The 24,620-nt window shown below is 70.4% G+C and carries 26 protein-coding genes and 1 tRNA gene; 16 read left to right on the plus strand and 11 right to left on the minus strand.

Going from position 1 to position 24,620, the window contains the following annotated elements; genetic code table 11:
• Nucleotides 1–72: 72 nt before the first annotated feature.
• Complete coding sequence (locus IFU30_RS07175; protein WP_079706094.1) at nt 73–273, minus strand: hypothetical protein; 201 nt, start codon at nt 271–273, stop codon at nt 73–75.
• A gap of 221 nt (nt 274–494) precedes the next feature.
• Here IFU30_RS07175 and IFU30_RS07180 point away from each other — a divergent pair.
• Nucleotides 495–571, plus strand: a tRNA-Pro gene (locus IFU30_RS07180).
• Between the two features lie 63 nt (nt 572–634).
• Here IFU30_RS07180 and IFU30_RS07185 read toward each other — a convergent pair.
• Nucleotides 635–1,009, minus strand: a complete 375-nt coding sequence (locus tag IFU30_RS07185; protein WP_342450821.1) for a winged helix-turn-helix transcriptional regulator — start codon at nt 1,007–1,009, stop codon at nt 635–637.
• Between the two features lie 117 nt (nt 1,010–1,126).
• Between IFU30_RS07185 and IFU30_RS07190 the strand changes: the two genes are divergently transcribed.
• Nucleotides 1,127–1,492: a DoxX family protein gene (locus tag IFU30_RS07190; protein WP_137241554.1), complete on the plus strand. Its 366-nt coding sequence runs from the start codon at nt 1,127–1,129 to the stop codon at nt 1,490–1,492.
• A 34-nt stretch (nt 1,493–1,526) separates the two neighbouring features.
• On the opposite strand, the gene IFU30_RS07195 is transcribed toward IFU30_RS07190, so the two are convergent.
• A complete protein-coding gene (locus IFU30_RS07195) occupies nt 1,527–2,489 on the minus strand; it encodes a zinc-dependent alcohol dehydrogenase family protein (RefSeq protein ID WP_192004808.1) in 963 nt (320 codons plus the stop codon).
• An 86-nt stretch (nt 2,490–2,575) separates the two neighbouring features.
• Here IFU30_RS07195 and IFU30_RS07200 point away from each other — a divergent pair, with 86 nt between their 5' ends.
• Nucleotides 2,576–3,205, plus strand: coding sequence for a TetR/AcrR family transcriptional regulator (locus IFU30_RS07200; RefSeq protein ID WP_124769462.1), 630 nt, complete (start codon nt 2,576–2,578; stop codon nt 3,203–3,205).
• A gap of 15 nt (nt 3,206–3,220) precedes the next feature.
• Here IFU30_RS07200 and IFU30_RS07205 read toward each other — a convergent pair whose 3' ends face one another.
• The gene (locus tag IFU30_RS07205; RefSeq protein ID WP_192004809.1) at nt 3,221–3,619 is read right to left on the minus strand and encodes a VOC family protein; all 399 of its coding nucleotides are present in this window, start codon (nt 3,617–3,619) and stop codon (nt 3,221–3,223) included.
• 96 nt (nt 3,620–3,715) lie between these two features.
• Between IFU30_RS07205 and IFU30_RS07210 the strand changes: the two genes are divergently transcribed.
• Nucleotides 3,716–4,705: a helix-turn-helix transcriptional regulator gene (locus IFU30_RS07210; RefSeq protein WP_192004810.1), complete on the plus strand. Its 990-nt coding sequence runs from the start codon at nt 3,716–3,718 to the stop codon at nt 4,703–4,705.
• A 121-nt stretch (nt 4,706–4,826) separates the two neighbouring features.
• Here the strand turns inward: IFU30_RS07210 and IFU30_RS07215 are convergent, their stop codons facing one another.
• Nucleotides 4,827–5,087 carry a hypothetical protein gene (locus IFU30_RS07215; RefSeq protein ID WP_206757115.1) on the minus strand — a complete coding sequence of 87 codons (261 nt, stop codon included), beginning with the start codon at nt 5,085–5,087 and terminating at the stop codon, nt 4,827–4,829.
• Nucleotides 5,088–5,381: 294 nt separating this feature from the next.
• On the opposite strand from IFU30_RS07215, the gene IFU30_RS07220 reads away from it, so the two are divergent.
• Nucleotides 5,382–5,732, plus strand: coding sequence for a hypothetical protein (locus IFU30_RS07220; RefSeq protein WP_192004812.1), 351 nt, complete (start codon nt 5,382–5,384; stop codon nt 5,730–5,732).
• A 24-nt stretch (nt 5,733–5,756) separates the two neighbouring features.
• On the opposite strand, the gene IFU30_RS07225 is transcribed toward IFU30_RS07220, so the two are convergent.
• Genes IFU30_RS07225 through IFU30_RS07235 form a run of 3 tightly spaced genes read right to left on the minus strand, consistent with a single transcriptional unit; the run spans nt 5,757 to nt 8,163 of the window.
• Nucleotides 5,757–6,083 (minus strand): YciI family protein, encoded by a 327-nt coding sequence (locus IFU30_RS07225; protein WP_192004813.1) that lies wholly within the window; start codon nt 6,081–6,083, stop codon nt 5,757–5,759.
• Nucleotides 6,084–6,127: 44 nt separating this feature from the next.
• The gene (locus tag IFU30_RS07230; RefSeq protein WP_192004814.1) at nt 6,128–7,540 is read right to left on the minus strand and encodes a flavin monoamine oxidase family protein; all 1,413 of its coding nucleotides are present in this window, start codon (nt 7,538–7,540) and stop codon (nt 6,128–6,130) included.
• A complete protein-coding gene (locus IFU30_RS07235; RefSeq protein ID WP_192004815.1) occupies nt 7,537–8,163 on the minus strand; it encodes a dihydrofolate reductase family protein in 627 nt (208 codons plus the stop codon). The genes IFU30_RS07230 and IFU30_RS07235 overlap by 4 nt, the downstream gene beginning before the upstream one ends.
• 185 nt (nt 8,164–8,348) lie before the next feature.
• Between IFU30_RS07235 and IFU30_RS07240 the strand changes: the two genes are divergently transcribed.
• Nucleotides 8,349–8,834, plus strand: coding sequence for a glutathione peroxidase (locus IFU30_RS07240; protein ID WP_056005205.1), 486 nt, complete (start codon nt 8,349–8,351; stop codon nt 8,832–8,834).
• A 21-nt stretch (nt 8,835–8,855) separates the two neighbouring features.
• Here the strand turns inward: IFU30_RS07240 and IFU30_RS07245 are convergent, their stop codons facing one another.
• On the minus strand, nt 8,856–9,728 hold the full coding sequence (locus tag IFU30_RS07245; protein WP_192004816.1) for an oxidoreductase: 873 nt from the start codon (nt 9,726–9,728) through the stop codon (nt 8,856–8,858).
• Between the two features lie 199 nt (nt 9,729–9,927).
• Here IFU30_RS07245 and IFU30_RS07250 point away from each other — a divergent pair, with 199 nt between their 5' ends.
• From IFU30_RS07250 to solA, 3 genes are all read left to right on the plus strand, one after another.
• Nucleotides 9,928–10,419 carry a PadR family transcriptional regulator gene (locus IFU30_RS07250; protein WP_192005415.1) on the plus strand — a complete coding sequence of 164 codons (492 nt, stop codon included), beginning with the start codon at nt 9,928–9,930 and terminating at the stop codon, nt 10,417–10,419.
• 61 nt (nt 10,420–10,480) lie between these two features.
• Nucleotides 10,481–12,184: an ABC1 kinase family protein gene (locus IFU30_RS07255; RefSeq protein ID WP_192004817.1), complete on the plus strand. Its 1,704-nt coding sequence runs from the start codon at nt 10,481–10,483 to the stop codon at nt 12,182–12,184.
• A 130-nt stretch (nt 12,185–12,314) separates the two neighbouring features.
• Nucleotides 12,315–13,475, plus strand: a complete 1,161-nt coding sequence (solA, locus tag IFU30_RS07260; RefSeq protein ID WP_192004818.1) for an N-methyl-L-tryptophan oxidase — start codon at nt 12,315–12,317, stop codon at nt 13,473–13,475.
• Between the two features lie 42 nt (nt 13,476–13,517).
• On the opposite strand, the gene IFU30_RS07265 is transcribed toward solA, so the two are convergent.
• A complete protein-coding gene (locus IFU30_RS07265) occupies nt 13,518–15,323 on the minus strand; it encodes a GAF domain-containing protein (protein ID WP_197977461.1) in 1,806 nt (601 codons plus the stop codon).
• Between the two features lie 202 nt (nt 15,324–15,525).
• Between IFU30_RS07265 and IFU30_RS07270 the strand changes: the two genes are divergently transcribed.
• The 7 genes from IFU30_RS07270 to IFU30_RS20645 all read left to right on the plus strand — a co-directional run bounded on the left by IFU30_RS07270 (nt 15,526) and on the right by IFU30_RS20645 (nt 24,070).
• Nucleotides 15,526–16,800 carry a hydroxymethylglutaryl-CoA reductase, degradative gene (locus tag IFU30_RS07270; RefSeq protein ID WP_192004820.1) on the plus strand — a complete coding sequence of 425 codons (1,275 nt, stop codon included), beginning with the start codon at nt 15,526–15,528 and terminating at the stop codon, nt 16,798–16,800.
• On the plus strand, nt 16,797–17,777 hold the full coding sequence (locus IFU30_RS07275; RefSeq protein ID WP_192004821.1) for a hydroxymethylglutaryl-CoA lyase: 981 nt from the start codon (nt 16,797–16,799) through the stop codon (nt 17,775–17,777). The genes IFU30_RS07270 and IFU30_RS07275 overlap by 4 nt, the downstream gene beginning before the upstream one ends.
• On the plus strand, nt 17,774–18,448 hold the full coding sequence (locus IFU30_RS07280; RefSeq protein ID WP_192004822.1) for an FMN-binding negative transcriptional regulator: 675 nt from the start codon (nt 17,774–17,776) through the stop codon (nt 18,446–18,448). Before IFU30_RS07275 ends, IFU30_RS07280 begins: the two co-directional genes overlap by 4 nt.
• Nucleotides 18,445–19,914: an amidohydrolase family protein gene (locus IFU30_RS07285; protein ID WP_192004823.1), complete on the plus strand. Its 1,470-nt coding sequence runs from the start codon at nt 18,445–18,447 to the stop codon at nt 19,912–19,914. Before IFU30_RS07280 ends, IFU30_RS07285 begins: the two co-directional genes overlap by 4 nt.
• Nucleotides 19,914–21,584 carry an amidohydrolase gene (locus IFU30_RS07290; RefSeq protein WP_192004824.1) on the plus strand — a complete coding sequence of 557 codons (1,671 nt, stop codon included), beginning with the start codon at nt 19,914–19,916 and terminating at the stop codon, nt 21,582–21,584. The genes IFU30_RS07285 and IFU30_RS07290 overlap by 1 nt, the downstream gene beginning before the upstream one ends.
• Nucleotides 21,581–22,762: a M20 metallopeptidase family protein gene (locus IFU30_RS07295; RefSeq protein WP_192004825.1), complete on the plus strand. Its 1,182-nt coding sequence runs from the start codon at nt 21,581–21,583 to the stop codon at nt 22,760–22,762. The genes IFU30_RS07290 and IFU30_RS07295 overlap by 4 nt, the downstream gene beginning before the upstream one ends.
• Before the next feature lie 123 nt (nt 22,763–22,885).
• Nucleotides 22,886–24,070 (plus strand): sensor histidine kinase, encoded by a 1,185-nt coding sequence (locus tag IFU30_RS20645; protein WP_159878928.1) that lies wholly within the window; start codon nt 22,886–22,888, stop codon nt 24,068–24,070.
• On the opposite strand, the gene IFU30_RS07305 is transcribed toward IFU30_RS20645, so the two are convergent.
• On the minus strand, nt 24,059–24,604 hold the full coding sequence (locus IFU30_RS07305; protein WP_124769443.1) for a CGNR zinc finger domain-containing protein: 546 nt from the start codon (nt 24,602–24,604) through the stop codon (nt 24,059–24,061). The two genes, IFU30_RS20645 and IFU30_RS07305, sit on opposite strands and share 12 nt — an antisense overlap.
• Between the last annotated feature and the right edge of the window lie 16 nt (nt 24,605–24,620).

A 24,620-nucleotide genomic window follows, 5' to 3' on the forward strand; every position in this document is an offset into this window, starting at 1 on the left:
CCTCCGGGCACGTGCCCGTCCTCGCGGCACGTCGTGCAAGACGTGCCGCGAGGACTTTGACGTGCCGCAGGGTCAGCCGCGGGACTCGGGGTGCAGCCAGTGGCGCACGACGGGGATGAGCAGTGACAGCGCGACGAACGTGATGGCGCCGCCGATGACGGCATCGTCGATCGGCGTGTTGCGGCTGACCTGCACGATGCCGGAGACGATCGCGACGGGCAGGGCGGTCAGGGCCGCGACGCGGACCTCTTTCCAGTAGTGGCTGTAGCGCATTGGGGTCCTTCGTCGGGTGACCGGATCGGTCGGTTCGTCCTGTCACGCGGGCGCGGACGAGTCACGGTAGCGTGCCCCGTGCGGGGGCGGGCAGGGGAGACCTCCCACCCGACGAATGCGGCCTGTCTGGGCCGGGCCGTGGTCGCCGGAGCCGTGTCACGGAGCGCTCTCGGAATCCGCTAGACTGTTCGAGTTGTCTTCTCCGCCCGCGGAGATGGCATCGGGCTGTGGCGCAGCTTGGTAGCGCACTTGACTGGGGGTCAAGGGGTCGCAGGTTCAAATCCTGTCAGCCCGACCATGAAGTCCCGGGAACCATCTGGTTTCCGGGACTTTTTCGTTGGCCCGCAGCGCGGGCAGGTGGTCAGGACCGCTCGTCGTATGCCGTTCGACTCGCTTCGATCATGGGGACGTGCTCTCCGGCCCACTCGGCGAGTCCCACCGCATGGGGGATGAGCGATTGCGCGAGGTCCGTCAGCTCGTACTCGACCCGCGGCGGCACTTCTGCGAAGGTGGTGCGGGTGGCGAGCCCGTCGCGTTCCAGGTTCCTGAGGGTGAGGGTGAGCATGCGTCGGGAGATGCCCGGGATGCGCTGCTCGAGCTCCGTGAAGCGGAACGGCCCGTCATGGAGCGTCGCGATGAGGAGGAGCGCCCACTTGTCGGCGATGCGGTCCAGGAGTGAGCGGATGGCCTTGCCCTGGTCGCCCCGGACGGAACACAGCCTCGCGTAGCGGAACACGGCACCCCTCGCGGCTCGGTCACACGCGTGTGCCTTTTGTACGCCGGTCCGAGCCGGTCCACACTTGCGTCGGTTACTCATCGTAACCATCGCGACACGCACCCACGGAGGTAGCTGATGGTCATCGCCTATTGGATCGTCGCAGGACTGCTCGCGGTCCTGTACCTGTACTCGGGCGGCATGAAGCTCGTCCGCTCGGCAGAGCAACTCCGCCCGATGATGGCGTGGGTCGACGGCATGCCGCTCTCGGCGGTTCGAGTGATCGGACTGCTCGAAGTGCTGGGCGTGGTCGGCCTCATCCTGCCTCCGCTCGTGGGCGTCCTCACCTGGTTGACCGTCGCTGCGGCGGTCGGGCTGGTGCTGGTGCAGATCGGTGGTATCACCCTGCACGTGCCTCGCGGCGAGATCCGGGTACTCGGGCTGAACGTCGCCCTGCTGGTGCTCGCCGCCGTCGAGATCTGGCTGGCGACGATCTGGCTGTAGCGGTGGCGGATCGGTGCCTGCCTCGTCAGCCGACTCAGGGGACGAGCACGATGCGCCCGAACACGTCCCCGGCGTCCATGAGACGGTGCGCCTCGGCTGCGTCGCTCAGCGGCAGGGCGTCGTGGACCACCGGTGAGAGCGTGCCTCGGACGGCGTCGTCGAACACCTCGGCTCGCACCCGGGCGAGTTCCGCGCGCGGCACGGTGTCGAGGCTCAGGGTTCCGAAGGTGATCGATCGGCGGAAGCCGGCCAGGAGAGCCGTGCCGAAGTCCGCGGGCGGGAACCCGCCCACCACGCCCACGGCGATCAGGCGGCCGTTCGGCGAGAGCCGCTCGATGAACCGGGGGAGGTTGGGCCCGCCGACGATGTCGAGGATGACGTCGAACTCCGCCGGGGCGTCCGCATCGCCTGTGCCGGAGCGGTCGAGCACGTGGGTTGCACCGAACGCCCGCAGACGTTCCCCGCGTTCGGAGGATGAGGTGGTGACGGCGATGACGCCGGCGCCGGCACGAGCGGCCAGCTCGACGCCGGCCAGGCCGATACTCCCGGCGGCCCCGCGCACGAGGACGGATTCGCCCTCGGTCAGGCGAGCGCGTTCGAGCGCGAAGTGCGCGACCGGGAACGCGCTGCCCAGCGTCACCGCCTGGACGGGCGTCAGGTCGGACGGCAGCTCGACGATCTCGTCGGCGCGCGCGATCACGTACTCGGCGTACGCGCCCGAGGTCCCCGTGAACGCCCAGACCCGTCGACCGAACCACGCGGAGTCGACGTCGGGCCCGGTCGCGGTGATGACACCGGCTGCTTCACTTCCCGGGATCATCCCCGAGTCCCTGGCGGCTTCAGCGATACCGCCCCGGCGGATCACGACGTCGACCCCGCCGACGCCTGCGGCCTCCGTTCGAACGAGGACCTCACCGGCCCCGGGCGTGGGGACGGGCAGGTCCGTCACCTCCATCCCACTCGGTTCACCGAAGGTCCGGATGATCACTGCGCGCATGGGTGCACTCCGTTTCGCGGCGGGGGATCTGACCCGCCTCCCGCAACGTAACGGACGCACCCGTCCACTTGAGTAATGTGAGACACATGCCCGCCACACTGCCTCAGAATCTGCGTTCCGACGCGCAGGAGAACCGTGACCGCGTCCTCGCCGCAGCCCGCGAACTGTTCGGGACCGACGGCCTTCACGTGACGATGCGAGAGATCGCCCGCCGAGCCGGTGTCGGGCCGGCCACCCTCTACCGACGGTTCCCGACCAAAGCCGATCTCGTCAGAGCCGCCTTCGTGAACGAGCTCGACGCCTGCCGCTCGATCGTGGTCGACGCCCTCGCGGACGTCGACCCCTGGCGTGGCTTCCGCGGCATCATCGAGGAGGTCCTGGTCCTCAATGCTCGGAACCAGGGGTTCACGGACGCGTTCCTCGCCGCCTACCCCGATGCCGTCGACTTCCGGACCCAGCGTGAACAGGCCGTGCGCGCGATCACCGCCGTCGCTCGTCGCGCCATCGACGCCGGCGCGCTGCGCGCGGACTTCGTCCTCGACGACTTCCTCGTGGTCCTGCTCGCGGCTCGCGGACTCTCACGTACGACGGAGACGGAGCGCGTCCGAGCCGCACGACGCTACGCCGCGCTCGTGATCGACGGACTGCGTGCGTCAGACCGGCACGGACCGCTCCCTCCAGCGCCACGACTCATCCCGAGCGTCATCCCGGCGTAGCCGGCCGGTGCAGGTTCACGATGCGACGCGTTCACCGGCGTCAGTGGTGATCGGGGTGAAGACGTTCACGAGGTTGCCGTCGGGGTCGCGGAACAGCAGCGACCGGTTGCCCCACGGCATGTTCGTCGGCTCGTTCACGAACGTCTCCACGACGCCCTGCAGCCTCGTGTAGACCGCGTCGACGTCATCGACGAGCAGATCGAGGATGACGGATCGGTTGGCTCGCGGCGCGGCGGCGTTCTCACCCAACAGTGGGATGGTCGCTGAACTAGCGATGGCGAGCGTGCCGGTTTCGGTGCGCACCTCGGCGAACAGTGGGTGCAAGCGTGCCGCGGTCACGCCAGTGACCCGTTCGTAGAACGCGACCAGGGTGTCGACGTCGTCGGTGATGATCCGGGTGGCTGCGAGTTGCATGCGTGTCTCCTTGGCTGGTGATCTTCCCCCACAGGTGCGGGGCGGTGACGACGATAGAGCCAATACCGGGCCGTTTTCGCCCGGTATTCTCATGTGATGGGATATGCCGGCTCGCCGACTGCTCGAGCGCTGCAGTTGCTCGAGCTGCTGCAGTCCGCGGAGATCCGCAGCGTGCCAGAGCTCGCCGAGCGGTTGGGCGTGGACGAACGGACCGTGCGCCGCTCGGTGCAGCGTCTCGTGGACATGGATGTCCCGATCGAATCGGTGCGCGGTCGCTACGGTGGGTACCGCCTCGCCGTCGGCCGACAGGTGTCGCCGATCATGCTCACTGACGAGGAAGCGGTCGCCGTCTTCCTCGGCTTGAGTGAAGCCCAGTCGTCCTCGGACTCCCCGGATCTCGCAGCGCAGATCGCCCTCGCGAAGATCCGACGATCCCTCCCGGCCGCATCCGTGGACCGCCTCGAGGCGGTCCTGCAGGCCGCAGCACGGAGACCGACGCGCCACGACGTGCCCGACGCGGGAGTCCTGCTCACCGTGTCGGACGCGATCCGAGCGAGACGCCCCGTGGAATTGCGCTACCGCGACGCGGAGGACACGCCCTCGCGTCGCACGGTGCATCCGTTCGACCTGCTCGTCCACGCCGGTCGTTGGTACCTGGACGCGTTCGACGTCGAGCGAGCGGAGGAGCGCACCTTCCGGGTCGACCGCATCCGATCGGCGCGGACGTTGCCCGGCGTCGTCTCGGGCCCGATTGTTCGAGCGGAGCGCCCTCCACTCGTCGATCGCTTCGCGGGGGCGGACTACCGATGGCACGTCCGGTTGCGCATCCAGGCGAGCGTCCCGCAGATCCTGGCCCACTTCCCGGAGAGCGTGGCCGTCGTAGAGCCGATCGAGGACGCACCTGCCTGGCATCGGGTCTCGATCCGAGCCAAACGCCTCGACTGGCTTCCAGCGGCGATCGCCGGGCTGGGGGATCATGCGGTGATCGTCGACGAGCCTGAAGACCTCAGAGCACTCCTCCACGCGACAGCGACGCGGATGCTCCGCATCGCGCGCGGCGCGGATGGGACGCCTCCGCTCCCGTAGGGCGCGACCATGCGAATCACGTCGAAGCACGCCGCCGGTCGCCCGGGGTGGCGGTGACCGCCACAGGTTCCGGCGGGCGTGCTCAGAGCGGCGGCCGTCCGACCAGCGCCCAGCCGCCGCGTCACCGTCCGATGAGCCGCTCGGATTCGTCCCAGAGTCGACGGGCGTCGTCCAGGTTCCGCATCGGCGGCCACGGTGCCGGGAGGAGCGCGGGTCGGCCACCCATCGTGCGGACCGGGCCGTAGAACTCGTCGCCTCGCGCGGTCGGCGCCGTCGCGGCCATGAGCGCGGGCTGAGCGGCACTCGACACCGTGCCTGCGACGCCGAGGGGTGAGAGCAGGCTGACCACACGGCGGGCTCCGGTGTCGCGCTGTCGGCCCATGTCCGGCTGGGCGGCCAACAGGTTGGTGGGGGGGGGGGGGGGAGACGCCGGGGTGCGACAGGTTGCTGGAGACACCCCACCGGCTCGACGACGTGTTCGCCCCTCGTGGTCGAGCGCACAGGCTGGAGGACCACAGCGCCAGCCCGGGCGAGGTCGGTGGCGATGCTTCGACCGATGCCGAGGATCCTGGTCGGCGTGAGGACCGCTCAGCTCGCCAGCCCCCCCCGCCTTGGGGGTTGTCGATGCCATGGCGTGATAGGAGCATCAGCTGCATCGGAACCAATGGAGGTTCGAATGCGGAATCCAGAGGTATGGCTTACCCTCGTCGCCTTGCTCGGGGGTGTCGTCATTACCGGGGCCCTCTTCGCGCCGATCGCAGCGATCATCGCCGGGGTCGGATTCCAACTCAAGCGGAAGGAACGGGGCATCGCTCCGGGGTTGTTGCTTTTCAGCCTTGCTGCGATCGTCTTGGCGATCTTCATCTACCCGGCCCACTTCCGTGCCGTCGCCACGTGTGATGCGATCGCCGCAGGGGCTTCGAACTCGCCGCTGGAGCGACTACTCGATACACCCATGGAGCGGCGGATAGACGCACTGGAGGCAGGCTGCAACGATCTGCCGTTCTACGAGATGCGCGAGTACTGACCCCCGGTCTCGACAGCGTGCCGTTCAGCTCGTTGCAGGGAACGGGCGCAGCTCCAGGCGACCGTTGCGGGCCATCGGGTGGCGGGCCGCGATGTCGATCGCCTCGTCGAGGTCGGTGCACTCGAGGATGTCGAAGCCCCAGAGGGTGTCGGTCGCACCCGGGATCGGGCCGTTGGTGACGAATCGCTCGCCGGCGCGGACACGGACGCCGCGCGCCTCGCTCGGATCGAGCACGTCGCCGAGGAGCCGCCGCCTGGTCGTGTCCAGCTCCTGGACCCAGTGGTCGACGTCGGAGTCGTCGGTCGGTTCGTCGGGCACCGGGTCCGTGAGGACGAACATCATGAATCGCATACGTTTCCTCTCATTCGACGCTCGCGAGAGCGTACTCGTTGTCGCTATCGGATCGGGTTGACGACTGGTACTGCGCTCTCGTCGCGCCAGAGGGTATCGATCGGGACGGACTGACCGAGGACGCGCTCCGCCGCCCGATGGCCGGAGTGGAATGCCGCCGTCACCGTTGCGGGGTCGTCGGTCCACGTCGCCTCACCCGCGAGATGCAGGACGCCGCCGACCGGGGTCGCGAGGGCATCGTGGTCGTCCGTCGTCGAGCCGACGGTCATATAGGCGTAGGACCCGCGGGAGAACGGGTCGTCCTGCCACCGGGTGACGTGCACCTCCGTCGGCTCCCCGACGCGGTCGCCGTACAGGCGCCGCAGCTGCTCGAGGATCGACTCGACGACGCGCGACTCGTCCCAGTCCTGAATCTCCGCGACCGTCGGGCCGGCGGCGAACGTCAGCAACGTCGGTGATCCGTGCGCCGTCGTGAGGTCGTACCAGGAGTGCCAGCGTCGACTCTCCGGGCCTTGCTGTCGAATCGCGTAGACGTCGTCGTCCCAGAATCGCCGCTCGAACCGGAGGAAGACCTTCTCGAACGCGTTCATCCGCAACCGGGAGAGTGCGCCGGCGACCGGCTCCGGCAGCGGGGGATCGATCGCGAATTCGTCCGACTGCAGCACCCCGACCGGCACCGTCACCACCACCGAGCCCGTGTGCAGCACCACCTCGCCCATCGGTCCCTGCGCGGTGACCTCGACGCCGTCCGCAGACCACCGCACATTCGTCACCACGTGCTCCAGGCGCACATCGAGCCCCTCGGCCAATCGCCGGGGGAGCACGTCGTACCCGTCGGGGAACACGACCTCGTCACCGTCGATCGCGTCGTCGTCGAGCCCGTGGGCCGCGAGATCTTCGATCCACGCGCCGTACTGCTCCTCCGAACGATGCTCCAGGTACTCGCGGACCCGTTGCGCCCGGTCGGCGTCCCAGTCCTGCAGCGCGAGCGCCGCCTCGGTCACGTCACGGTAGGACGCGTCCGGCGCGGACTCGGCGACGACACCGAGCAGCGTCGCGTCGAGCGCGTGGACGTCCTCGGCGAAGCCGCGAGCCTCGGCGTCCGACAAGCGCTCGCCGTCGGGCCCGTAGTACGCGATCGGCCGGCTGTCCGGCTGGTAGCCGCCGACGGTGAACTCGACCGTCCGCATCCCGAACGCGTCGGCTGCCGCGACGACCGCACTGTCGTTCACCCCGTGCACCCACGATGCGCCGAGATCGGTCACCTGACCGTCGCGACGCTCGGTCGACACCCGCCCGCCGACCCGGTCACGGGCCTCGACGACGACCACTGTTCGTCCGGCGGCCGCGAGGAGTCGTGCGGCGACGAGCCCGGCGACGCCGGCACCGACGACGACCGTGTCGAAGCGGGTGTCGGCTTCGGGCGTCTGCGCCGATGCCTCGTGCGACGCGCTCATCGCGGGTCGCCCATGTCGCCGGTGGCCGGTGTGCCGTCGATCCGTTCGTACCTGAGGTGGACGGTCCCTGCGGGGGAGGTGGTCGCCGGGCCGAGCAGGCGCAGCGAGGACGGCACGGTGCCGGTGGCGAAGACGCGCTTCCCGGTGCCGAGCGTGATCGGGTACACCCAGAGGTTCAGCTGATCGAAGAGTGCCTCAGCGAGCAGGGTCTGCACGAGGTCGAGGCTGCCGATGACGTGGATCTGCGAGTGACGCTCGCGCAGTGCTCCAACGGCCTCCGGGAGGTCCGGTCCGAGTTGCGTCGAGTTCGCCCACCTCAGCTCCCGCGGCTCGCGTGACGCGACGTACTTCGGCAGACGGTTGAAGAGCCTGGCGATGCCGTCGTCCTGGCCGCCCTCCTGGTGCGGCCAGTACCCGGCGAAGATGTCGTAGGTCCGGCGCCCGAGCAGGAGGGCGTCCATGCCCACCATGCCGGCGTCGATCTGCTCCCCGTCGACCTCGTCGATGAGCGGTGCCTGCCAGCCACCGAACGCGAACCCGTCACTGGGGTCCTCCTCCGGCCCGCCGGGCGCCTGAGCGACGCCGTCGAGGGTTATGAAGAGGTCGATGTGGATGCGTCCCATGTCCTGCTCCGATCTGCTGCACTCACGATCCACCGGCGGGCAGGCGGTGTCAACGGCTGTCGGCTGAGAACGCACTGACGAAAGGGCGTCGGCCGTGTCCTGGGCGAGTAGCGTTCGGAGTGGATCCGCTTGCGCACACCAGTGCACGGGCAGGACGTCGTTCGACAGATGAGAGGCATCACACCATGACCGATCTGGACACCATCCCCGTCACCACCCTCGACGGCCGGGACACGACCCTCGCGGAGTGGGACGGGAAGGCCAAACTCGTGGTCAACGTCGCGAGCCGCTGCGGCCTCGCACCGCAGTACGAGAAGCTCGAGGCGCTCCAGAAGGAGTACGCCGACCGCGGCTTCACGGTGATCGGGTTCCCGAGCAACCAGTTCCTGCAGGAGCTCGGCGACAACGAGAAGATCGCCGAGTACTGCTCGGCCACCTGGGGCGTCACTTTCCCGATGATGGACAAGGTGAAGGTCAACGGACGTAACCGGCACCCGCTCTACCAGGAGCTCGTGAAGACCGCCGATGCCAACGGCAAGGCCGGCAACGTCAAGTGGAACTTCGAGAAGTTCCTCATCGCGCCCGACGGCACCGTGCACCGCTTCCGTCCGACCACCGAGCCGGATGCCCCCGAGGTCATCGCCGCGATCGAGGAGAGCCTTCCCGCGTGACGCCGGGACGGCCGGGCGCGCTCACGGGTAGGTGACTCCGGTGAGCGCCTCGGCCGTCTTCCAGAGCTCAGCGGCGACGTGCTCGTCGCGGGCCGCTGAGGTCCGGTCGACGGGCTTCGGGGCACCGCGCATCTCACCGAAGCCGCTCGGACCGTAGTAGCCGCCGGGCTCGACGTCGGGCGACGTCGCAGCGTAGAGCGTCGGAAGCGCACCCATCTCAGCGCTCTGACCGAGGAGCCGGGTTCCCCACGCGAGGAGCGGACCCTGCGCGGACTCGGTGTGGGACTGGAGCTCGGTCGACGCGAAGCCGGGGTGTGCGGCCACGGACAGCACCGAGGAACCCTCCGCCGTGAGGCGTCGCTGCAGTTCGGCCGAGAACATGAGGTCGGCGAGCTTCGACTGGCCATAGGCGGACCAGCGCCGATACGTCCGGTTGCGCCAATTGAGATCGGCCAGGTCGATCTTGCCGGCGCGGTGTGCAGCACTCGACAGCGTCACGACCCGCGTGGTGATGCGGTCGATCAGGAGGCCGGTGAGTGCGAAGGGCCCGAGGAAGTTCGTGCCGATCTGCATCTCGAAGCCGTCGGCCGTGCGTCGTTCGGGAACGGCCATGACGCCGGCGTTGTTCACAAGCACGTCGACCCGCTCGACGCCGTCGGCGAATCGACGGACGGACGCGAGGTCGGCGAGATCGAGCTGCCGCACTTCGACGTCGCCGGTCATCGTCGCCGCGGCCCGCGCGCCCTTGTCCGTGTCGCGACAGGCGAGGATCACGGCGGCACCGTGGGCGGCGAGCTCGCGGGCCGTGACCGCGCCGATCCCGCTGTTCGCGCCGGTCACGATCGCGACGCGGCCGTGCTGATCGGGGATGTCTGCTGCGGTCCAGGGGCTCATGAGGGCGACGTTACGCCATCATGATCTTCCGATTACACATATCGTTCACAGCTTCACCGATATATCGTTGAGCATCGTTCACGTACGACGAAGGAGAGCAATCATGGGTGGATTCCCAAGCGGTGGCGCAGGATTCGGTGGCGCAGGGTTCGGTAACGGCGGAGGCTTCGGCAACGGAGCCGGCTTCGGTACCGACGGGATGTGGCAGATGATGGAGCAGCTGCGTTCGAAGTTCGAGAAGAGCGCCGGCTCGCGCGTCGGCCGCGGCGACGTCCGCTCCGCCGTGCTGGCCCTCCTGGCCGAGCAGCCGATGCACGGCTACCAGGTCATCCGCGAGATCGAGGAGCGCAGCGGCGGCTCGTGGAAGCCCAGCGCAGGCTCGGTCTACCCGACGCTGCAGCTGCTGTCCGACGAGGGCATCATCACGGCCGAGGAGTCGGGCGGCCGCAAGACCTACGCACTGACCGAGGCCGGTCGCGACGAGGTCGCCGAGTCTGGCGCATCCGCTCCGTGGCAGAACGCCGAGTCGTCCGAGCACCCCGGCTTCACCGCTCTGCCGAAGGCCGGCGTCGAGCTGGCCCAGGCCGCAGCCCAGGTCGGCCGCACCGGAACGCCCGAGCAGGTCCAGCAGGCCGTCACCATCCTCGACGACGCTCGCAAGCGCCTCTACGCGATCCTCGCCCAGGACTGACCGAGTGTCGTCGACCGGCGGGACGCCCAGCGACTCGGCGTCCCGTTTCGGCGAGCTCCCCATGAGCGGGCGGGCCGGCGTTCCTGCCGGTCCGCCCGCTCACGGGCGCGCCCGGTACCGTCGCATCCTCCGCTTCGCGAGCTGGCACCTGGCCGCCGCCTGGTGGTTCGAGATCGTCCTGCCGCGGTTCGGGCTCATCAAGCTGACGGAGCGGACCCGCACGCGTCGGATGCAGAAGTTCGCACGACGGTTCCACGTGCTCGCCGTGGACCTCGGCGGCCTCATGATCAAGGTCGGCCAGTTCATGTCGTCGCGGCTCGACGTGCTCCCGCCGGAGATCACGAAGGAGCTCGAAGGCCTGCAGGACGAAGTCCCGCCCGTCGCCTTCCCTCGCATCCGCGCGCTCGCCGAGTCGGAACTCCGCGTGCCGCTCTCGCAGGTCTTCGCCGGCATCGACGAAAGCCCCGTCGCAGCGGCCTCGCTCGGCCAGGCGCACCGCGCCCTGCTCGCTCCGGCGCTCGCCGCGGACACGGGGCTCGACGCCGTGGTGCTCAAGGTCCAGCGGCCGGGCATCGACGAGATCGTCACCGTCGACCTCGCCGCCCTGCGCAAGGTGGGCGGCTGGTTGCGCCGCGTCCGGCTCGTCTCCGACCGCGTCGACATGCCCGCACTCGTCGAGGAGTTCGCCGCGACGAGCCTCGAGGAGATCGACTACCTCCATGAGGCTGCGAGCTCTGAGCGGTTCGCCGCCGACTTCGCCGGCGACGACCGCGTCTCCGTGCCCGCGGTGGTCTGGGAGCGCACGACCCAGCGCGTCCTGACGCTCGAAGACGTCACCGCCATCAAGATCACCGACGCGGACGCCCTGCGCGCCGCTGGCATCGACCCGGTCGACGTGGCGCCCGTGTTCGCAGCCGTCATGTTCGACCAGCTCTTCACCAACGGGTTCTTCCACGCCGACCCGCATCCCGGCAACATCTTCGTGACGCCGGTCGACGCCGCCCCGGGCGAGCGACCCTGGAAGCTGACCTTCATCGACTTCGGGATGATGGGCGAGGTCCCGCCGACCACGAGGCGTGGCCTCCGGAAGCTCCTCATCGCCGCAGCCTCCCGCGACGGCAAGGGCCTCGTCGACGCGATCCGAGACCTCGGCGTCCTCCTGCCCTCGGCCGACACGACCGAGCTCGAGCGGGCCATGACCGCGCTGTTCGGACGCTTCGGCGGCATGGGGTTCGCGGAACTGCGCGACGTCGACCCGAAGGAGTTCCGCGACTTCGGCAACCAGTTCAGCGAGGTCATCCGCACGCTGCCGTTCCAGCTGCCCGAGAACTTCCTGCTCATCATCCGCGCGATCTCGCTCACCTCCGGTGTCTGCAGCGCACTCGACCCCGAGTTCAACCTCTGGGACTCCGTCGAGCCCTACGCCGCGCAGCTGCTCCGTGACGAACGCGGCAACGTCGTCCAGGATCTCGGTCGCGAGGCACTCGACATCGCCACGGTCGCCGTCCGCCTGCCGAAGCGTCTCGACGCGGTCATCACGCGGGTCGAAGCCGGCACGGTCGCGACCACCAACCCGAGACTGGAACAGCGGATCGCGCGGCTCGACCGCACGACGGGCCGGGTCGTCTCGGCCGTGCTGTTCGCCGCGCTGCTCGTCGCGGGAGCCGTCCTCCGGTCCGACGACGCCGTGCTCGGCACCGTCTTCATGGTGGTCTCCGTCGTGCCACTCCTCCAAGCACTGTTCTCGGGGCGCCGCGGGCGCTGACCCCGGCGAGGGGCCGTCGCCACGGCACACTCCTGACGCGAAAACCTGGATCAACGGTCCATAGGCCGGTCTCCGGCGCTCCAGCACACTTGCCTGAATCGATCGGGCAAGCACGAGGGAGCACCACCGGATGGAATCGTTCGACGTCGCGGTTGTCGGTATGGGAGCTCTCGGCAGTGCCGCCGCCTACCACCTCGCCCGTCGGGGCGCGAAGGTCGTCGCCTTCGAGCAGTTCGAACTCGGGCACGTCCGCGGCGCCTCGCACGACACCTCGCGGATCATCCGGACGTCGTACGGCGCTCCGCAGTACGTGCGACTCGCGCAGTCGGCGTACCGTGACTGGGCCGACCTCGAGCAGGAGTCGGGCGAGCGGTTGCTCACCATCACCGGCGGGGTCATCTTCCTGCCCGTCGACGGGCCCTACTCGGCCACCGACTTCACCGCGGCGCTGGAGGAGTGCGGGGTCCCGCACGAGCTGCTGACGCCGGCCGAGGTGCACGCGCGGTGGCCGCAGTTCCGGATCCCCGAGAACGTGGAGACGGTCTACACCGCCGACACCGGCATCGCCCACGCGGCGCGCACCGTCGCGACGCTGCAGCTCCGTGCTCGGGCGCTCGGTGCGGACATCCGCGACCGCACCCGGGTCGACGCGCTGACCCCTGATGGATCCGGCGTCGTGGTGCAGACCTCCGGCGGCCCGGTGCGTGCCGGCAAGGTCGTCCTGGCCGCCGATGCCTGGGCCAACGAGCTGCTCGAACCCCTCGGCGCGGCGATCCCACTCGACGTCATGCAGGAGCAGGTCACCTACTTCCGCCCGGCCGACGCCGAGCAGCTCGATCGCGAGCGGTTCCCGGTGTGGATCTGGGAGGACGAGGAGTGCTACTACGGCTTCCCGACCTTCGGGGAACCGACGGTGAAGGCCGCACGCGACGTCTCGGAGAACCGCATGTCGCCGGCGGAGCGCACCTTCGTCCCGTCGCCGGAGCTCACCGGGCAGCTGGCCGACTTCATGGCGGACCTCGTGCCGGCGTCGGGCCCCCAGCTCCGCACGGTGACCTGCCAGTACGCGCTCACCCCTGACCGGAACTTCGTCCTCGGCCCGCTCGAGGAGCACCCGGACGTCATCGTCGCCCTCGCCGCCGGTCACGGCTTCAAATTCACGCCCGCGTTCGGACGCATCCTCGCGGAGCTCGCGCTCGACGGGGAGACGAGCGACCACATCGCGAGCTTCGCCCCGTCCCATGCCCGCAGCGCCGACCGCCTCTCACCGATGCCGACCTCCGCGAGCTGATCCGGAGCTCGGCCCGGAGCAGGCCGGTCCGAGTGCGGCCGGCTACCGTCCGGCCTGCAACTGCTCGCGGAGCTCATCGAGGCGGACGGCGATGCCGAGCCGGAACATGCGCTCGTCCTCGCGCCAGGAGGCTCCGAGGACCTGGTCGAGCCGGTCGAGCCGCTGGAGGATCGTGTTCGTGTGGAAGTTCAGGGCGCGCGCCGTGCGGGTGGGGCTCGCGTTGTTCCGCACGAACGCACGCAGCGTCCCGAGCAGGTCGGCGTTCCGCTCGGCGTCGTAGCGCCGGACGAGTCCGATGGTGTCTCGCAAGAAGTCGGCGAGCGCCCGCGCATCGGTGTCGAAGATCGCGGAGTAGGGCAGGAAGTCGTCGGTCGATGCGGTGAGGTCCGAGAGTTCCAGTGCGGCGATGAGTCTGGCGGTGCGCATCGCGCTGGTGAACGCGGAGGTGAGGGCGTCGGGAGCGGTGCGGGGCACGACGGCGACGACGGGTTGCTGGATGCTGCCGGCGACGTGTCGGCGGACGGCGTCGGCGTCGAGCGGCCGACGGCCGGAGGAGTGTGCGGCGACGACGTACCCGCGGTACTCGCCGACGAGCGCATGGTCGTCGAGTCGGCGGCTGAGCGCTCGGGCGGCGGTGGTCTGCTGGTCTCCCGGGACGGCGAGGAGCAGCAGGGAGTCGAGTTCGTGCAGGTCGATACCGAGGCGCCTGGCTCGTCGTTCGACGTCGGATCGGCGTTCGGGCACGTCGTCGAGGAGGTCGGCGATGAGTTCGCTGCGGACCCGGTGGTCCGCGCCTGAGGCCGCCTCCTGCTGCAGTTCGAGGAGTGCCGCGACCTGCGCCGCGCGTTCGACGGTGCGGAGGTCCACGGCGCCGAGCTCGAAGTCGCCGTCACCGAGGATGAGGGCTCCGAAGTGCCGGCTGCCGGCGGACAGGGCGGCGACCGCTCCGACACCGCCGCTCGCGACCAGGACGCAGTGGCCCGAGCGACGGCTGTCGGTGATGGCCGCGCGCGTGACGTCGTCGAGGTCGAGCATGCCGGGGGAGAGCGGGAGCCCGGCTGCTGCGATCACCCGGTCCTGCGCGTCGGTCACGGCGACCGCACGGCCGAGTGCCGTCGCGAGCGTGTCCGCGACGGGTGCGAATCCGCCCCCGGCGAGGACCGCCTGGACGAGTTCCTGGTGGACGGTGTTCGCCCGGTCGCGTTCGACGAGGTGGGCGGTGAGGTCCGCGAGGTTCCGTCGGCTGGCGTCCTCGGAGTCCTGCAGGTCGCGGAGGGTCTGCGTGGTCTGGAGGATCACCGAGGCGTGGTCCGCAAGCGCCGCCAGGAGCGCGACCTCGTCGGGGGAGAAGTCCTTCCGGTCGCGGTTGCCGACGAAGAGGACGCCGAGGACGTCATCGCTCGTGAGCATCGGCACGCCGAGCAGGGAGACGAGCCCCTCCGCTGCGACCGCGTCGTCGATGCCGCGCTCGTGTCGATCGGTCGAGTAGTCGGAGTAGTCCGCGACCCACTGGGCCGTGCGCGATTCGACGACGACGCTCGCGAGCCCGCGCCCGGGAGGGACGCGGAGCGTCTGGAACGACGGGCTGACGGAGCCACTCGTCTCGCGGACCCGCAACTCGTGGGTGACCGGGTCGAACTCGGACAGGTAGGCCAGATCGACGCCCATCATCTGGTGGGCGCGCTGGACGAGTCTGGCGAGCACGGCGTCGCTGTCGCGGAGCTCGGCCAGTTCGCGGGCGCTCGAGAATAGGGCTGAGAGCTCGTGCTCGCGGCGTCGCAGCCGGATCAGCTCCCGCTCGGTGTCGTGGACGGGTTCGGCGTCGACGAGGTCGGTGGCCGTTCGCACGTCGGCAGGCTCTCGCATCGGGTCTCCTGACTGGTCCCTCAGGAGTCTAAAGCGACGGCCGGTCCAGCGGGGTGTGGGATCCACCCACACGATCGCCGATCCGCTGAGTCATCCACCCATCGTCGTCGACGATCGCCGCTCCTAGGGTCGTCTTGACCGCAGCACCGAGGATCCGGTGTCTGCCTGTACCGAAGGGCGACCCATGCCGAGAAACAGCCGAATCCAGGGGCTGCGCGACCACACGCCGGACGAGCGGCTCGACCTCGTCGCCGAGGGGGCCGGGATCGCGGCGGAGGCGCTCGCCGCACTGCGACCCGACGCCGGCCTGTCGATCGCCCAGGCGGACCACCTCGTGGAGAACGTGGTCGGCGTCATCGCCGTCCCGGTGGGCGTCGCGACGAACTTCACCATCGACGGCGAGGACCGACTCGTCCCCATGGCGACCGAGGAGCCGAGCGTCGTCGCCGCGGCCTCCAACGCCGCCCGCATCGCGCGCGTGCACGGCGGGTTCCGGACGTCGTCGTCGGGCGACGTCATGATCGCGCAGATCCAGATCCTCGACGCGGTCGACCCGCACGCCGCGCGGCTCCGTGTCCTCGAGGCGAGAGACGAACTGCTCGCCCTCGCGAACGAGCTCGACCCGATCCTCGTCTCCTTCGGCGGTGGCGCCCGCGACATCGACGTGCGGATCCTGCCGACGCGCGTGGGGACGCAGGTCATCGTCCACCTCCACGTCGACGTCCGCGACGCCATGGGCGCGAACGCCGTGAACACGATGGCCGAGGCGATCGCGCCCCGCATCGCCGAGATCGCCGGATCGCGGACCCTCCTGCGGATCCTCACGAACAAGGCCGATCAGCGCATCACCCGTGCCAGGGCGGTGTTCGACGCCGACCTCCTCGGTGGTGCGCAGGTCGTCGCCGACATCGTCGCCGCGAGCGCGTTCGCCGAGGCCGACCCGTATCGGGCGGCCACGCACAACAAGGGCATCATGAACGGCATCACGGCCGTCGTCCTCGCGACGGGCAACGACACCCGGGCGGTCGAGGCCGGCTGCCACTCCCACGCGGCGCGGTCCGGTCGCTATTCGGCGCTGTCGCAATTCGAGCAGGACGCCGACGGGAACCTCGTCGGCACGATCGAGGTCCCACTGGCCGTCGGACTCGTCGGTGGAGCGACGAAGGCACACCCGACGGCGCAGGCGGGCGTGACCCTCCTCGGCGTGGAGACGGCTCGGGAACTCGCGGCCGTCATCGCCTCGGTGGGCCTTGCACAGAACCTGGCCGCGTGCCGGGCGCTCGCCGCCGAAGGCATCCAGCGCGGACACATGACCCTGCACGCCCGGACGATCGCGGCGAGCGCCGGCGCGACCGTGGACGAGATCGGGGCGGTCGCGGCGAGGATCGTCGCCGACCGGCGGATCCGGGTCGAGCACGCGCGCGAGGTGCTCGACGAGCTCCGGGGGACCTCGGCATGAGCGGCCTTCCGCAGCCCCGGATCGAACCGGTGGACGGCCTCCCGACGCGGGTGCGCGTCTACGAGGTGGCACCGCGCGACGGGCTGCAGGCCGAGACGGACATCCTGCCCACGGCGGTGAAGGCGGAGCTCTGTCGGCGCCTGTACGAGGCGGGGTCGCTGGACCTCGAGGTGACGAGTTTCGTGCCGGCCACCTGGATCCCGCAGTTCGCGGATGCGGAACGGCTCGTCGCGGGGCTCGAGGTGCCGACGGGTGCGCGGGCGGTCGGCCTCGTGCCGAACCTGCGCGGCCTCCATCGGGCGATCGACGCGGGTGTCCGGGAGGTCTCCGTCGTCGTGAGCGCGTCGGAGTCGTTCGCCAGGGCCAATCTCAACACCTCGCGCGAGGGTGCCGTCGAACGGGCCGAGGAGGTCGTCGCCGCCGCGACCGCGGAGGGGGTGCCGGTGCGCGGCTACGTGTCGATGGCGTTCGGGGACCCCTGGGAGGGTGCGGTCGATCCGGCGACGGTCGTCGAAGCAGCCGTGCGGCTGTACCGCGCCGGGTGTTCGACCGTCGCCGTCAGCGACACGATCGGGGTGGGGACGCCCGGGCTCACGACCCGGGTCGTCCGGGACGTGCTCGCCGCCGGGATCCCGGTCGAGGCGGTCGCGCTGCATCTGCACGACACCTACGGGCAGGGACTCGCCAACGTGTACGCGGCGCTCTCGCTGGGCGTCGCCGAGTTCGACTCCTCCGTGGGTGGCCTGGGTCGCTGCCCGTACGCGAAGGGCGCCACCGGTAACCTCGCAACCGAGGACCTCGTGTGGATGCTCCACGGGCTCGGGATCGAGACCGGGCTCGACCTCGGGGCCCTCGCCGCGACGACCGTCTGGTTGGCGCGCGTCCGGGGCGTCGCAGCCCCCTCGAACGTGGCGACGGCCCTGGCGGCCGCAGCGTCCGCGGTCGACACCCCGAGCACCGCAGGAGGCGGCAGATGAGGCACACCACCGAGTACGTTCAGGGCGACGTCGAAGCGGTCCGCGCACTCGTGCGCGAGCACCCCTGGGCAACGGTCGTCAGTCACGTCCCCGGTCGTGGGCTCGTCTCGTCGCACTATCCGGTCCTGCTCGAGGAGGACGAGGACGGGATCGTGCTCCTCAGCCACGTCGGGCGGCCGGACGAGCGACTGCACGAGCTCGGTCAGCACGAGGCCATGGTGATCGTCTACGGCCCCCAGGGGTACGTGTCGCCGAGCTGGTACGACACGTCGCCGGCCGTCCCCACCTGGAACTTCGCGGTAGCGCACCTGTACGGGGTGCCCGAACTGCTCTCGGACGAGGAGAACCTGCAGGTGCTCGACCGCCTCGTCGCCCACTTCGAGCGTGTGCTGCCCGAGCCGTACCTCATGAACGGGACGATCGCGAACAGCGAGTACGCGGCACGCATCGTCCATGGGACGGTCGGATTCCGCCTGCGCGTGACCCGGTTCGAGGCCAAGGAGAAGATGAGCCAGGACAAACCGGCCGAGGTCGTCGAACGGGTGATCACGGCGCTCGGGGAGCCTGGTCCGTACCGGAACCCGAGCCTCGCAGCCCGCATGGCGGCCCTCCACGGACTCGACGCAGGGACAGCTGCGCCGACCACCGACGACGGGACACCGGCACGGTGACCGCGACCGACCTCACGCTCCGGAACGCGCGACCCTCCGGTAGCGAGCCCGTCGACATCCTCGTCCGCGACGGTCGGATCGCCGAGATCCGACCGGCCGGGACGGCCCCGGCGTCCGGCGAGGTCGTGGACGTCGCCGGACGCACGATCGGACCGGGGCTCTGGGACGCCCACGTCCATATGACCCAGTGGGTGATCCAGCGGCGACGGATCAACCTGACGGAGACCGCCAGCGCGGCCGACGTCCTCGCGGCCGTCCGTCGCGCGGTCGACACCGATGCACCCCTCACTGACGGGTTCCTCATGGGGTACGGGTTCCGCGACGGCCTGTGGGCGCAGCCGGCGACGCTCGCCGCGCTGGAGGCCACCGAATCGGACGTACCCGTCGTCCTCATCAGCGGCGACCTCCACTGCGCCTGGATGAACACGCGCGCCGCGCGACGACTCGGTCTGGACCTCGACGCGAGCGGGGTCGTTGCCGAAGCGCCGTGGATCGAGGCGCTGCAGCGGATCGACCAGCACTCGGGACTCGCCGCGCACGCCTACCGGGACGCCGCCGACTCGGCAGCCCGACGCGGCGTCGTCGGGGTCGTCGAGTTCGAGAACACCGACAATCTCGGCGAATGGTCCGAGCGCATCGCGGACGGCGCGACGAGCCTGCGGATCGAGGCCGCCGCGTGGCCCGACAGGCTGGAGTCCGTCATCGCGGCGGGACTCCGCACCGGCGACGCGATCGACCCGGCCGGACTCCTCACCATGGGGCGGCTCAAGGTCGTCGTCGACGGTTCCCTCAACACGAGGACCGCCTGGTGCTGGGACCCGTATCCGGGCGTCGACCCGTCGAGTGCGCACGCCTGCGGTGTCGAGAGCGTCTCGGTCGACGAGCTCCGCCGACTGCTGGAACGTGCGAGGGGCGCCGGGATCGAGGCGGCCGTCCACGCGATCGGCGACCGAGCCAACACCGAGGTCCTCGACACCTTCGAAGCGCTCGGGATGCGCGGCGTCATCGAGCACGCCCAGCTCGTGCGCGAGCAGGACTTCGCCCGGTTCGCGAGCCTCGGGCTCATCGCGAGCGTGCAGCCCGAGCACGCGATGGACGACCGCGACGTCGCCGACCGCCACTGGAGCGGCCGCACGGGTCGCGCCTTCGCGTTCGGATCCCTGCACCGCGCAGGTGTCGACCTCCGGCTCGGCTCGGACGCTCCGGTCTCGCCACTCGACCCGTGGCAGGCGATCGCCTCCGCGACGAGCCGGAGTCGCGACGGCCGCGACGCCTGGCACCCCGAGCAACGGCTCCCGCTGGACGTGGCCCTGGCCGCGAGCGTCCGGACGTCGATCGCGGTCGGGCAGCCCGCCGACCTCGTCATCACGGACCTCGACCCGTTCGACGCCGACGCCGAGCGGCTGCGGTCGATGCCGGTCGCCGCGACCCTGCTCGGCGGTCGCTTCACCTGGCGCGCGATCTGATGGCAGCTGATACCGAGACGGAGACCCCCACCGTGACACCGCAACCCACCGCGACGCCGACCCGCTCGCAGCTCTTCACGAACGCCCGGGTGTTCACCGGCACTGACGAGACGGGCTTCGCCTCCGCGTTCCGCATCGTCGACGGCCGCTTCGACTGGGTGGGGGAGGCGTCCGCGGTCGCGGGAGAACCCTCGGTCGACCTCGGCGGACGCACCGTGCTCCCCGGCCTCATGGACAGCCACACCCACCCGGCGCTCATGGCCGCCACCGCCGTTGCCGCCGAGTGCTTCCCGCCGTCGGTGGTCTCCATCGACGGACTCGTGGAGCGGCTGCGAGAGCACCAGGCGACGCTGACCGTGCCGAGCGCCTGGGTGCTCGGCCGCGGGTTCGACGACACGAAGTTCCCCGAGGGACGGATGCCGACCACGGCCGACCTCGACGCGGTGTCCACCGAACGCCCCGTCCTCGTCTGGCGCTGCGACGCCCACTCCGCCGTCTGCAACACCGCGGCGCTCCGCCTCGCAGGCATCACGGCCACCACGCCCGACCCGTCCGGTGCGCGTTTCGAACGCGGACCGGATGGCGAGCCGAACGGCATCCTTACCGAGATCGCCGCGGTCGACGCGGTCGCCAGGTTCATCCCGGTGCCCGAACGCGACGAGCAGGTCGCCTCGCTCGTCGCGATCGGCGAGGAACTGGCCTCGCGAGGGATCGTCGCCGTGTGCGACCTGCTGTCCAACCGACTGCACGACCCCCTCGACGCCTTCCGCGCCGCTGCCGCCAAGGGGCTCCGCACCCGCGTCGCCCTCTACCCGGGCTGGGACCCCTCCGCGCCACTCGCCGAGCTCACTCCGGACGATCGCGAGGGGCGGATCCGCATCGGCGGGGTGAAGGTCGTCCTCGACAGGGCCTACTCGAACCGCACCGCCTGGGTCGCCGAACCGTATCCCGAATCCTGCGACCACGGACTCCGACTCGTCGAGGACGACGACGTCCTCGCAGCCGGCGCCTGGGCTCGCCGCAACGGCGTCCAGCTCGCGGTGCACGCCATGGGCGACCGCGCCCTCGACCGCGTCGCGAGCCTCTTCGAAGACCAGGAGCCCTGGCTCGAGGGCATCCCCTCCGTCCGCATCGAGCACGCGACCATCATCAGCGAGGAGTACGCCGAACGGGTCCGCTCCGCGCGCATGACGTTCGGGATCGCCACCCACACCGTGTTCTTCTTCGCCGAATACGACGGCTACGAGCTCGCCTTGCGCGCCGAACAGGTCCCCGACGCCTACCCGATCGCCCGGTTGTTCCGCACCATCGGGCCGCTCGCGCTCTCCTCCGACCGCCCGGCCACCGCCTGGAGCGGCGCCGACGACGTCATGCTCTCCGTCGAGGCCGCCGTCCGACGCCAGGCCTACAACGGCGCCGACTTCGTCCCCGAGGAAGCCATCAGCGTCGCCCAGGCGCTCCTGCTGTACACGGGACGAGCCGGCCTGCTCTCGCCGCTCGACAGCGTCGGCCGGATCGCCACGGGATACGACGGCAGCTTCGCCGTCCTCGACCGCGACGTCTTCTCCGTCCCCGCCGACGAGATCGCCACCGTCCGGGTGGCCGAGACGTGGATCCGCGGCGAGCAGGTGTACCGGCGCTCGCCGCAGGACGAGGGGGCCCGCTCATGACCGGCTTCCAGGAGGATGCGACCGCGTTGCGCGACGCGCTGATCGCCGTCCGACGCGAACTGCACCAGGCCGTCGAGGTCGGCCTCGACCTGCCCACGACCCAGGGGATCATCCTGCGCGAACTCGAGGGGCTCGGCCTGGAGGTCACGACGGGCACCGGGCTCTCCTCGGTCGTCGCCGTCCTCCGGGGCGGTGCCCCCGGCCCCACCGTGTTGCTCCGTGCCGACATGGACGGTCTGCCGGTCACCGAGGCGACCGGGCTGCCGTTCGCGTCGACCTCCGGGGCCATGCACGCCTGCGGCCACGATCTCCACATGGCGGGTCTCCTCGGCGCCGTCCGCCTGCTCGTCGCCCGTCGCGCCGACCTCGCCGGCACGGTCGTGTTCATGTTCCAGCCCGGGGAGGAGGGCCAGGCCGGCGCGCGGCTCATGCTCGAGGAAGGCCTGCTCGACATCGCCGGAGAACGACCCGTCGCGGCGTACGCGCTGCACGTCGACTGCAGCACCCCACGCGGGCAGCTCGTCACGCGGGAGGGCGCGATGATGGCGAGTGCCAACGCGTTGCAGCTCACCCTCCGCGGGACGGGCGGTCACGCGGCCTTCCCGCACCTCGCCGTCGACCCGGTGCCGGTCGCCGCACACCTCATCCTCGCCGTGCAGACCCTCGCGGCCCGTCGGCTCCCGGCCACCGACCAGGCCGTCATCTCCATCACCCGGCTGAGTAGCGACTCCGAGGCCAGCAACGTGCTCGCCTCAGCCGTCAGCCTGGAGGCGAACATCCGCACGCTGTCGAAGGCGACGCTCGAGACGGTGCGCGAGCAGCTGCCTGAGCTGCTGACCGCGATCGCCGAGGCGCACGGCTGCACCCTCGAGTCGACGTTCATCGCGTCCTACCCCGTCACCGTCAACGACCCGGAGGAGACGCGGTTCGTCCTCAGCACGCTCGACGCACTCGTGGGGCCAGGCCGGGTCGTCCGCCAGGAGGTGCCGTCGATGGCGTCGGAGGACTTCGCCTACATCCTCGACGAGGTCCCCGGCACGCTCGTCTTCGTCGGTGCCGCCCCGGACGAGGGCTCCGTCGCCCTGCACTCCGAACGCGCGGTGTTCGATGACGACGTCCTGGACCTGCAGGCCGCGGTGCTCGCCGAACTCGCCTGGAGGCGCCTGCAGCTCGCCTGAGCGACGGTCGACCGTCCGGGTGGCGAGTGGGACATCCCGGACGTATCCGACAGTCGGGGCAGCGCATGTGCCCTGGATGGGTAGCATGGACACGTTCCGGATTCCGACGACGAAAGGGCGCGCGTGATCACCGCAGAGGACATCACGAGGCGCTCCGCGATCGCCGAATACCAGGTCGTCGGTCGTCCGCCCGAGACGGACCTCGAGAGCCTCGTCCACCTCGCCGCGGCGATGTGCGGCGTGCCGACCGCCGTCATCAACATCATCGACGACCGGTTCCAGCACCAGATCGCTGCAGTCGGGTTGGAACCAGCGAGCTGCTCGCGTGAGGACTCGATGTGCGCGGTCGTGTTCCAACAGCAGGTGCGGACGATCGTCCGAGACGCTCGTGAGGACCCGCGCTTCGCGGCGAACCCCTTCGTCACCGGTGAGCTCGCCAACGTCCGCTTCTACGCATCGAGCCCGCTCGTCACCCCCGCCGGCGTCCCGATCGGCACCCTGTGCATCTTCGACGACCGTGTCCGTGAGCTGACTCCGGAACAGGGCAAGGCGCTCGACCTCCTCGCGAGGCAGGTCGTCGACGTCCTCGAGCTGCTCCGCCTCACCTACGAGCTCGGCCAGTCCAACGAGCAGCTCGCCCAGTTCGCCGGCCAGGTGAGCCACGACCTGCGCAACCCGCTCATGGCGGTCTCCGGGTTCCTCGAGCTCGCGACCGACAGCCCGGAGATGGCGAACGCGCCGCACGCGGCGAAGGCGCTCGCGCGAGCCGAGTCCGCCGCCGACCGCATGGCGGCGATGATCACCGACCTGCTCGACTTCGCCCGGATCGGTGGCGCCCGTCCGCGACGCGCCCCGATCGACCTCGGGCCGCTCGTGTCCTCGGTGGTCGAGGACCTCGATGCGACCATCACCTCGACCGGCGCGACCGTCGACGTCGACACGCCCTTCCAGGTGCATGGCGACGAGACGCTGCTGGGCGCGCTGCTGCAGAACCTGATCGCGAACGCGGTGAAGTTCAGTGCGGCTGCCGGAGTCGTCCCGCACGTGCTGGTGCAGGCCGAGCGGGTCTCCGCCGGGGTGCTGGTCGCGGTCGAGGACAACGGTCCTGGTGTCGCTCCGGAGCAGCGTGAGCGCGTCTTCGACCTCATGGAACGCGCGGCGGGGAGCGAGGTCGCCGGCCTCGGCATCGGCCTCTCGACCTGTCGACGCATCGTCGAGGCGCACGGTGGCCGGATCGAGATCGACGAGTCGGGGCTCGGGGGAGCGAGCGTCTGGTTCCTGTTGCCCGACGCCCGATCAGCGGCCTGAGCCGCCCGCGCGTGCGCGGTGCCTGCGGACGCCCGACCGGTTGGCGCACCGCACCGAGCAGTAGCGCTGACGACCGTTGCGGGTGACGTCGACGACGACCCGCCGGCAGGTGTCGCCGGGTTCGGTCCCCGCGGCACACCGACCGAGACGCTGCATCCCCCTCGTCGTCAGGTGGAGGGCGGTCCCGACGCTGATCACCGCGCCGAGGACCTCGGGGAGCGCCTGGTGCTCGTCGCGGTAGTGCAGGTGCCACCCCTCGCCGTCATGGTCCGTCAGCCGCGGGAACGCGGCCGCAGCGGCCATCTGACGGTTGAGCGCGGCCGCCCTGGCCTGATCGTCTGCCGCGTCGACGACGGTCAGCCACTCGTCGACGACCCGGCGGACGCGGGCGTGGTCATGGGGGACCTCGGTGAAGGGCATCGTCATTCCGTGCTCCCGGGTCCGGGCGACGATGGCGTCCCGGTCGTCGGGCCAGTCGTTCGCCAGCGAAGCGGCCAGGAGGACGGCGTACGAGCCGTAAGGGTTGAGATGCATAACGCCATTACATCAT

Source organism: Plantibacter sp. CFBP 8798, from assembly GCF_014841195.1.
In the GTDB taxonomy this organism is placed as follows: Bacteria; Actinomycetota; Actinomycetes; order Actinomycetales; family Microbacteriaceae; genus Plantibacter; species Plantibacter auratus.

Coding starts and splice junctions, on each gene's coding strand:
- IFU30_RS07175 (WP_079706094.1), bottom strand. CDS start 273: ATGCGCTACAGCCACTACTGGAAAGAGGTCCGCGTCGCGGCCCTGACC.
- IFU30_RS07190 (WP_137241554.1), top strand. CDS start 1,127: ATGGTCATCGCCTATTGGATCGTCGCAGGACTGCTCGCGGTCCTGTAC.
- IFU30_RS07195 (WP_192004808.1), bottom strand. CDS start 2,489: ATGCGCGCAGTGATCATCCGGACCTTCGGTGAACCGAGTGGGATGGAG.
- IFU30_RS07200 (WP_124769462.1), top strand. CDS start 2,576: ATGCCCGCCACACTGCCTCAGAATCTGCGTTCCGACGCGCAGGAGAAC.
- IFU30_RS07205 (WP_192004809.1), bottom strand. CDS start 3,619: ATGCAACTCGCAGCCACCCGGATCATCACCGACGACGTCGACACCCTG.
- IFU30_RS07210 (WP_192004810.1), top strand. CDS start 3,716: ATGGGATATGCCGGCTCGCCGACTGCTCGAGCGCTGCAGTTGCTCGAG.
- IFU30_RS07215 (WP_206757115.1), bottom strand. CDS start 5,087: ATGGGCCGACAGCGCGACACCGGAGCCCGCCGTGTGGTCAGCCTGCTC.
- IFU30_RS07220 (WP_192004812.1), top strand. CDS start 5,382: ATGCGGAATCCAGAGGTATGGCTTACCCTCGTCGCCTTGCTCGGGGGT.
- IFU30_RS07225 (WP_192004813.1), bottom strand. CDS start 6,083: ATGCGATTCATGATGTTCGTCCTCACGGACCCGGTGCCCGACGAACCG.
- IFU30_RS07230 (WP_192004814.1), bottom strand. CDS start 7,540: ATGAGCGCGTCGCACGAGGCATCGGCGCAGACGCCCGAAGCCGACACC.
- IFU30_RS07235 (WP_192004815.1), bottom strand. CDS start 8,163: ATGGGACGCATCCACATCGACCTCTTCATAACCCTCGACGGCGTCGCT.
- IFU30_RS07240 (WP_056005205.1), top strand. CDS start 8,349: ATGACCGATCTGGACACCATCCCCGTCACCACCCTCGACGGCCGGGAC.
- IFU30_RS07245 (WP_192004816.1), bottom strand. CDS start 9,728: ATGAGCCCCTGGACCGCAGCAGACATCCCCGATCAGCACGGCCGCGTC.
- IFU30_RS07250 (WP_192005415.1), top strand. CDS start 9,928: ATGTGGCAGATGATGGAGCAGCTGCGTTCGAAGTTCGAGAAGAGCGCC.
- IFU30_RS07255 (WP_192004817.1), top strand. CDS start 10,481: ATGAGCGGGCGGGCCGGCGTTCCTGCCGGTCCGCCCGCTCACGGGCGC.
- solA (WP_192004818.1), top strand. CDS start 12,315: ATGGAATCGTTCGACGTCGCGGTTGTCGGTATGGGAGCTCTCGGCAGT.
- IFU30_RS07270 (WP_192004820.1), top strand. CDS start 15,526: ATGCCGAGAAACAGCCGAATCCAGGGGCTGCGCGACCACACGCCGGAC.
- IFU30_RS07275 (WP_192004821.1), top strand. CDS start 16,797: ATGAGCGGCCTTCCGCAGCCCCGGATCGAACCGGTGGACGGCCTCCCG.
- IFU30_RS07280 (WP_192004822.1), top strand. CDS start 17,774: ATGAGGCACACCACCGAGTACGTTCAGGGCGACGTCGAAGCGGTCCGC.
- IFU30_RS07290 (WP_192004824.1), top strand. CDS start 19,914: ATGGCAGCTGATACCGAGACGGAGACCCCCACCGTGACACCGCAACCC.
- IFU30_RS07295 (WP_192004825.1), top strand. CDS start 21,581: ATGACCGGCTTCCAGGAGGATGCGACCGCGTTGCGCGACGCGCTGATC.
- IFU30_RS07305 (WP_124769443.1), bottom strand. CDS start 24,604: ATGCATCTCAACCCTTACGGCTCGTACGCCGTCCTCCTGGCCGCTTCG.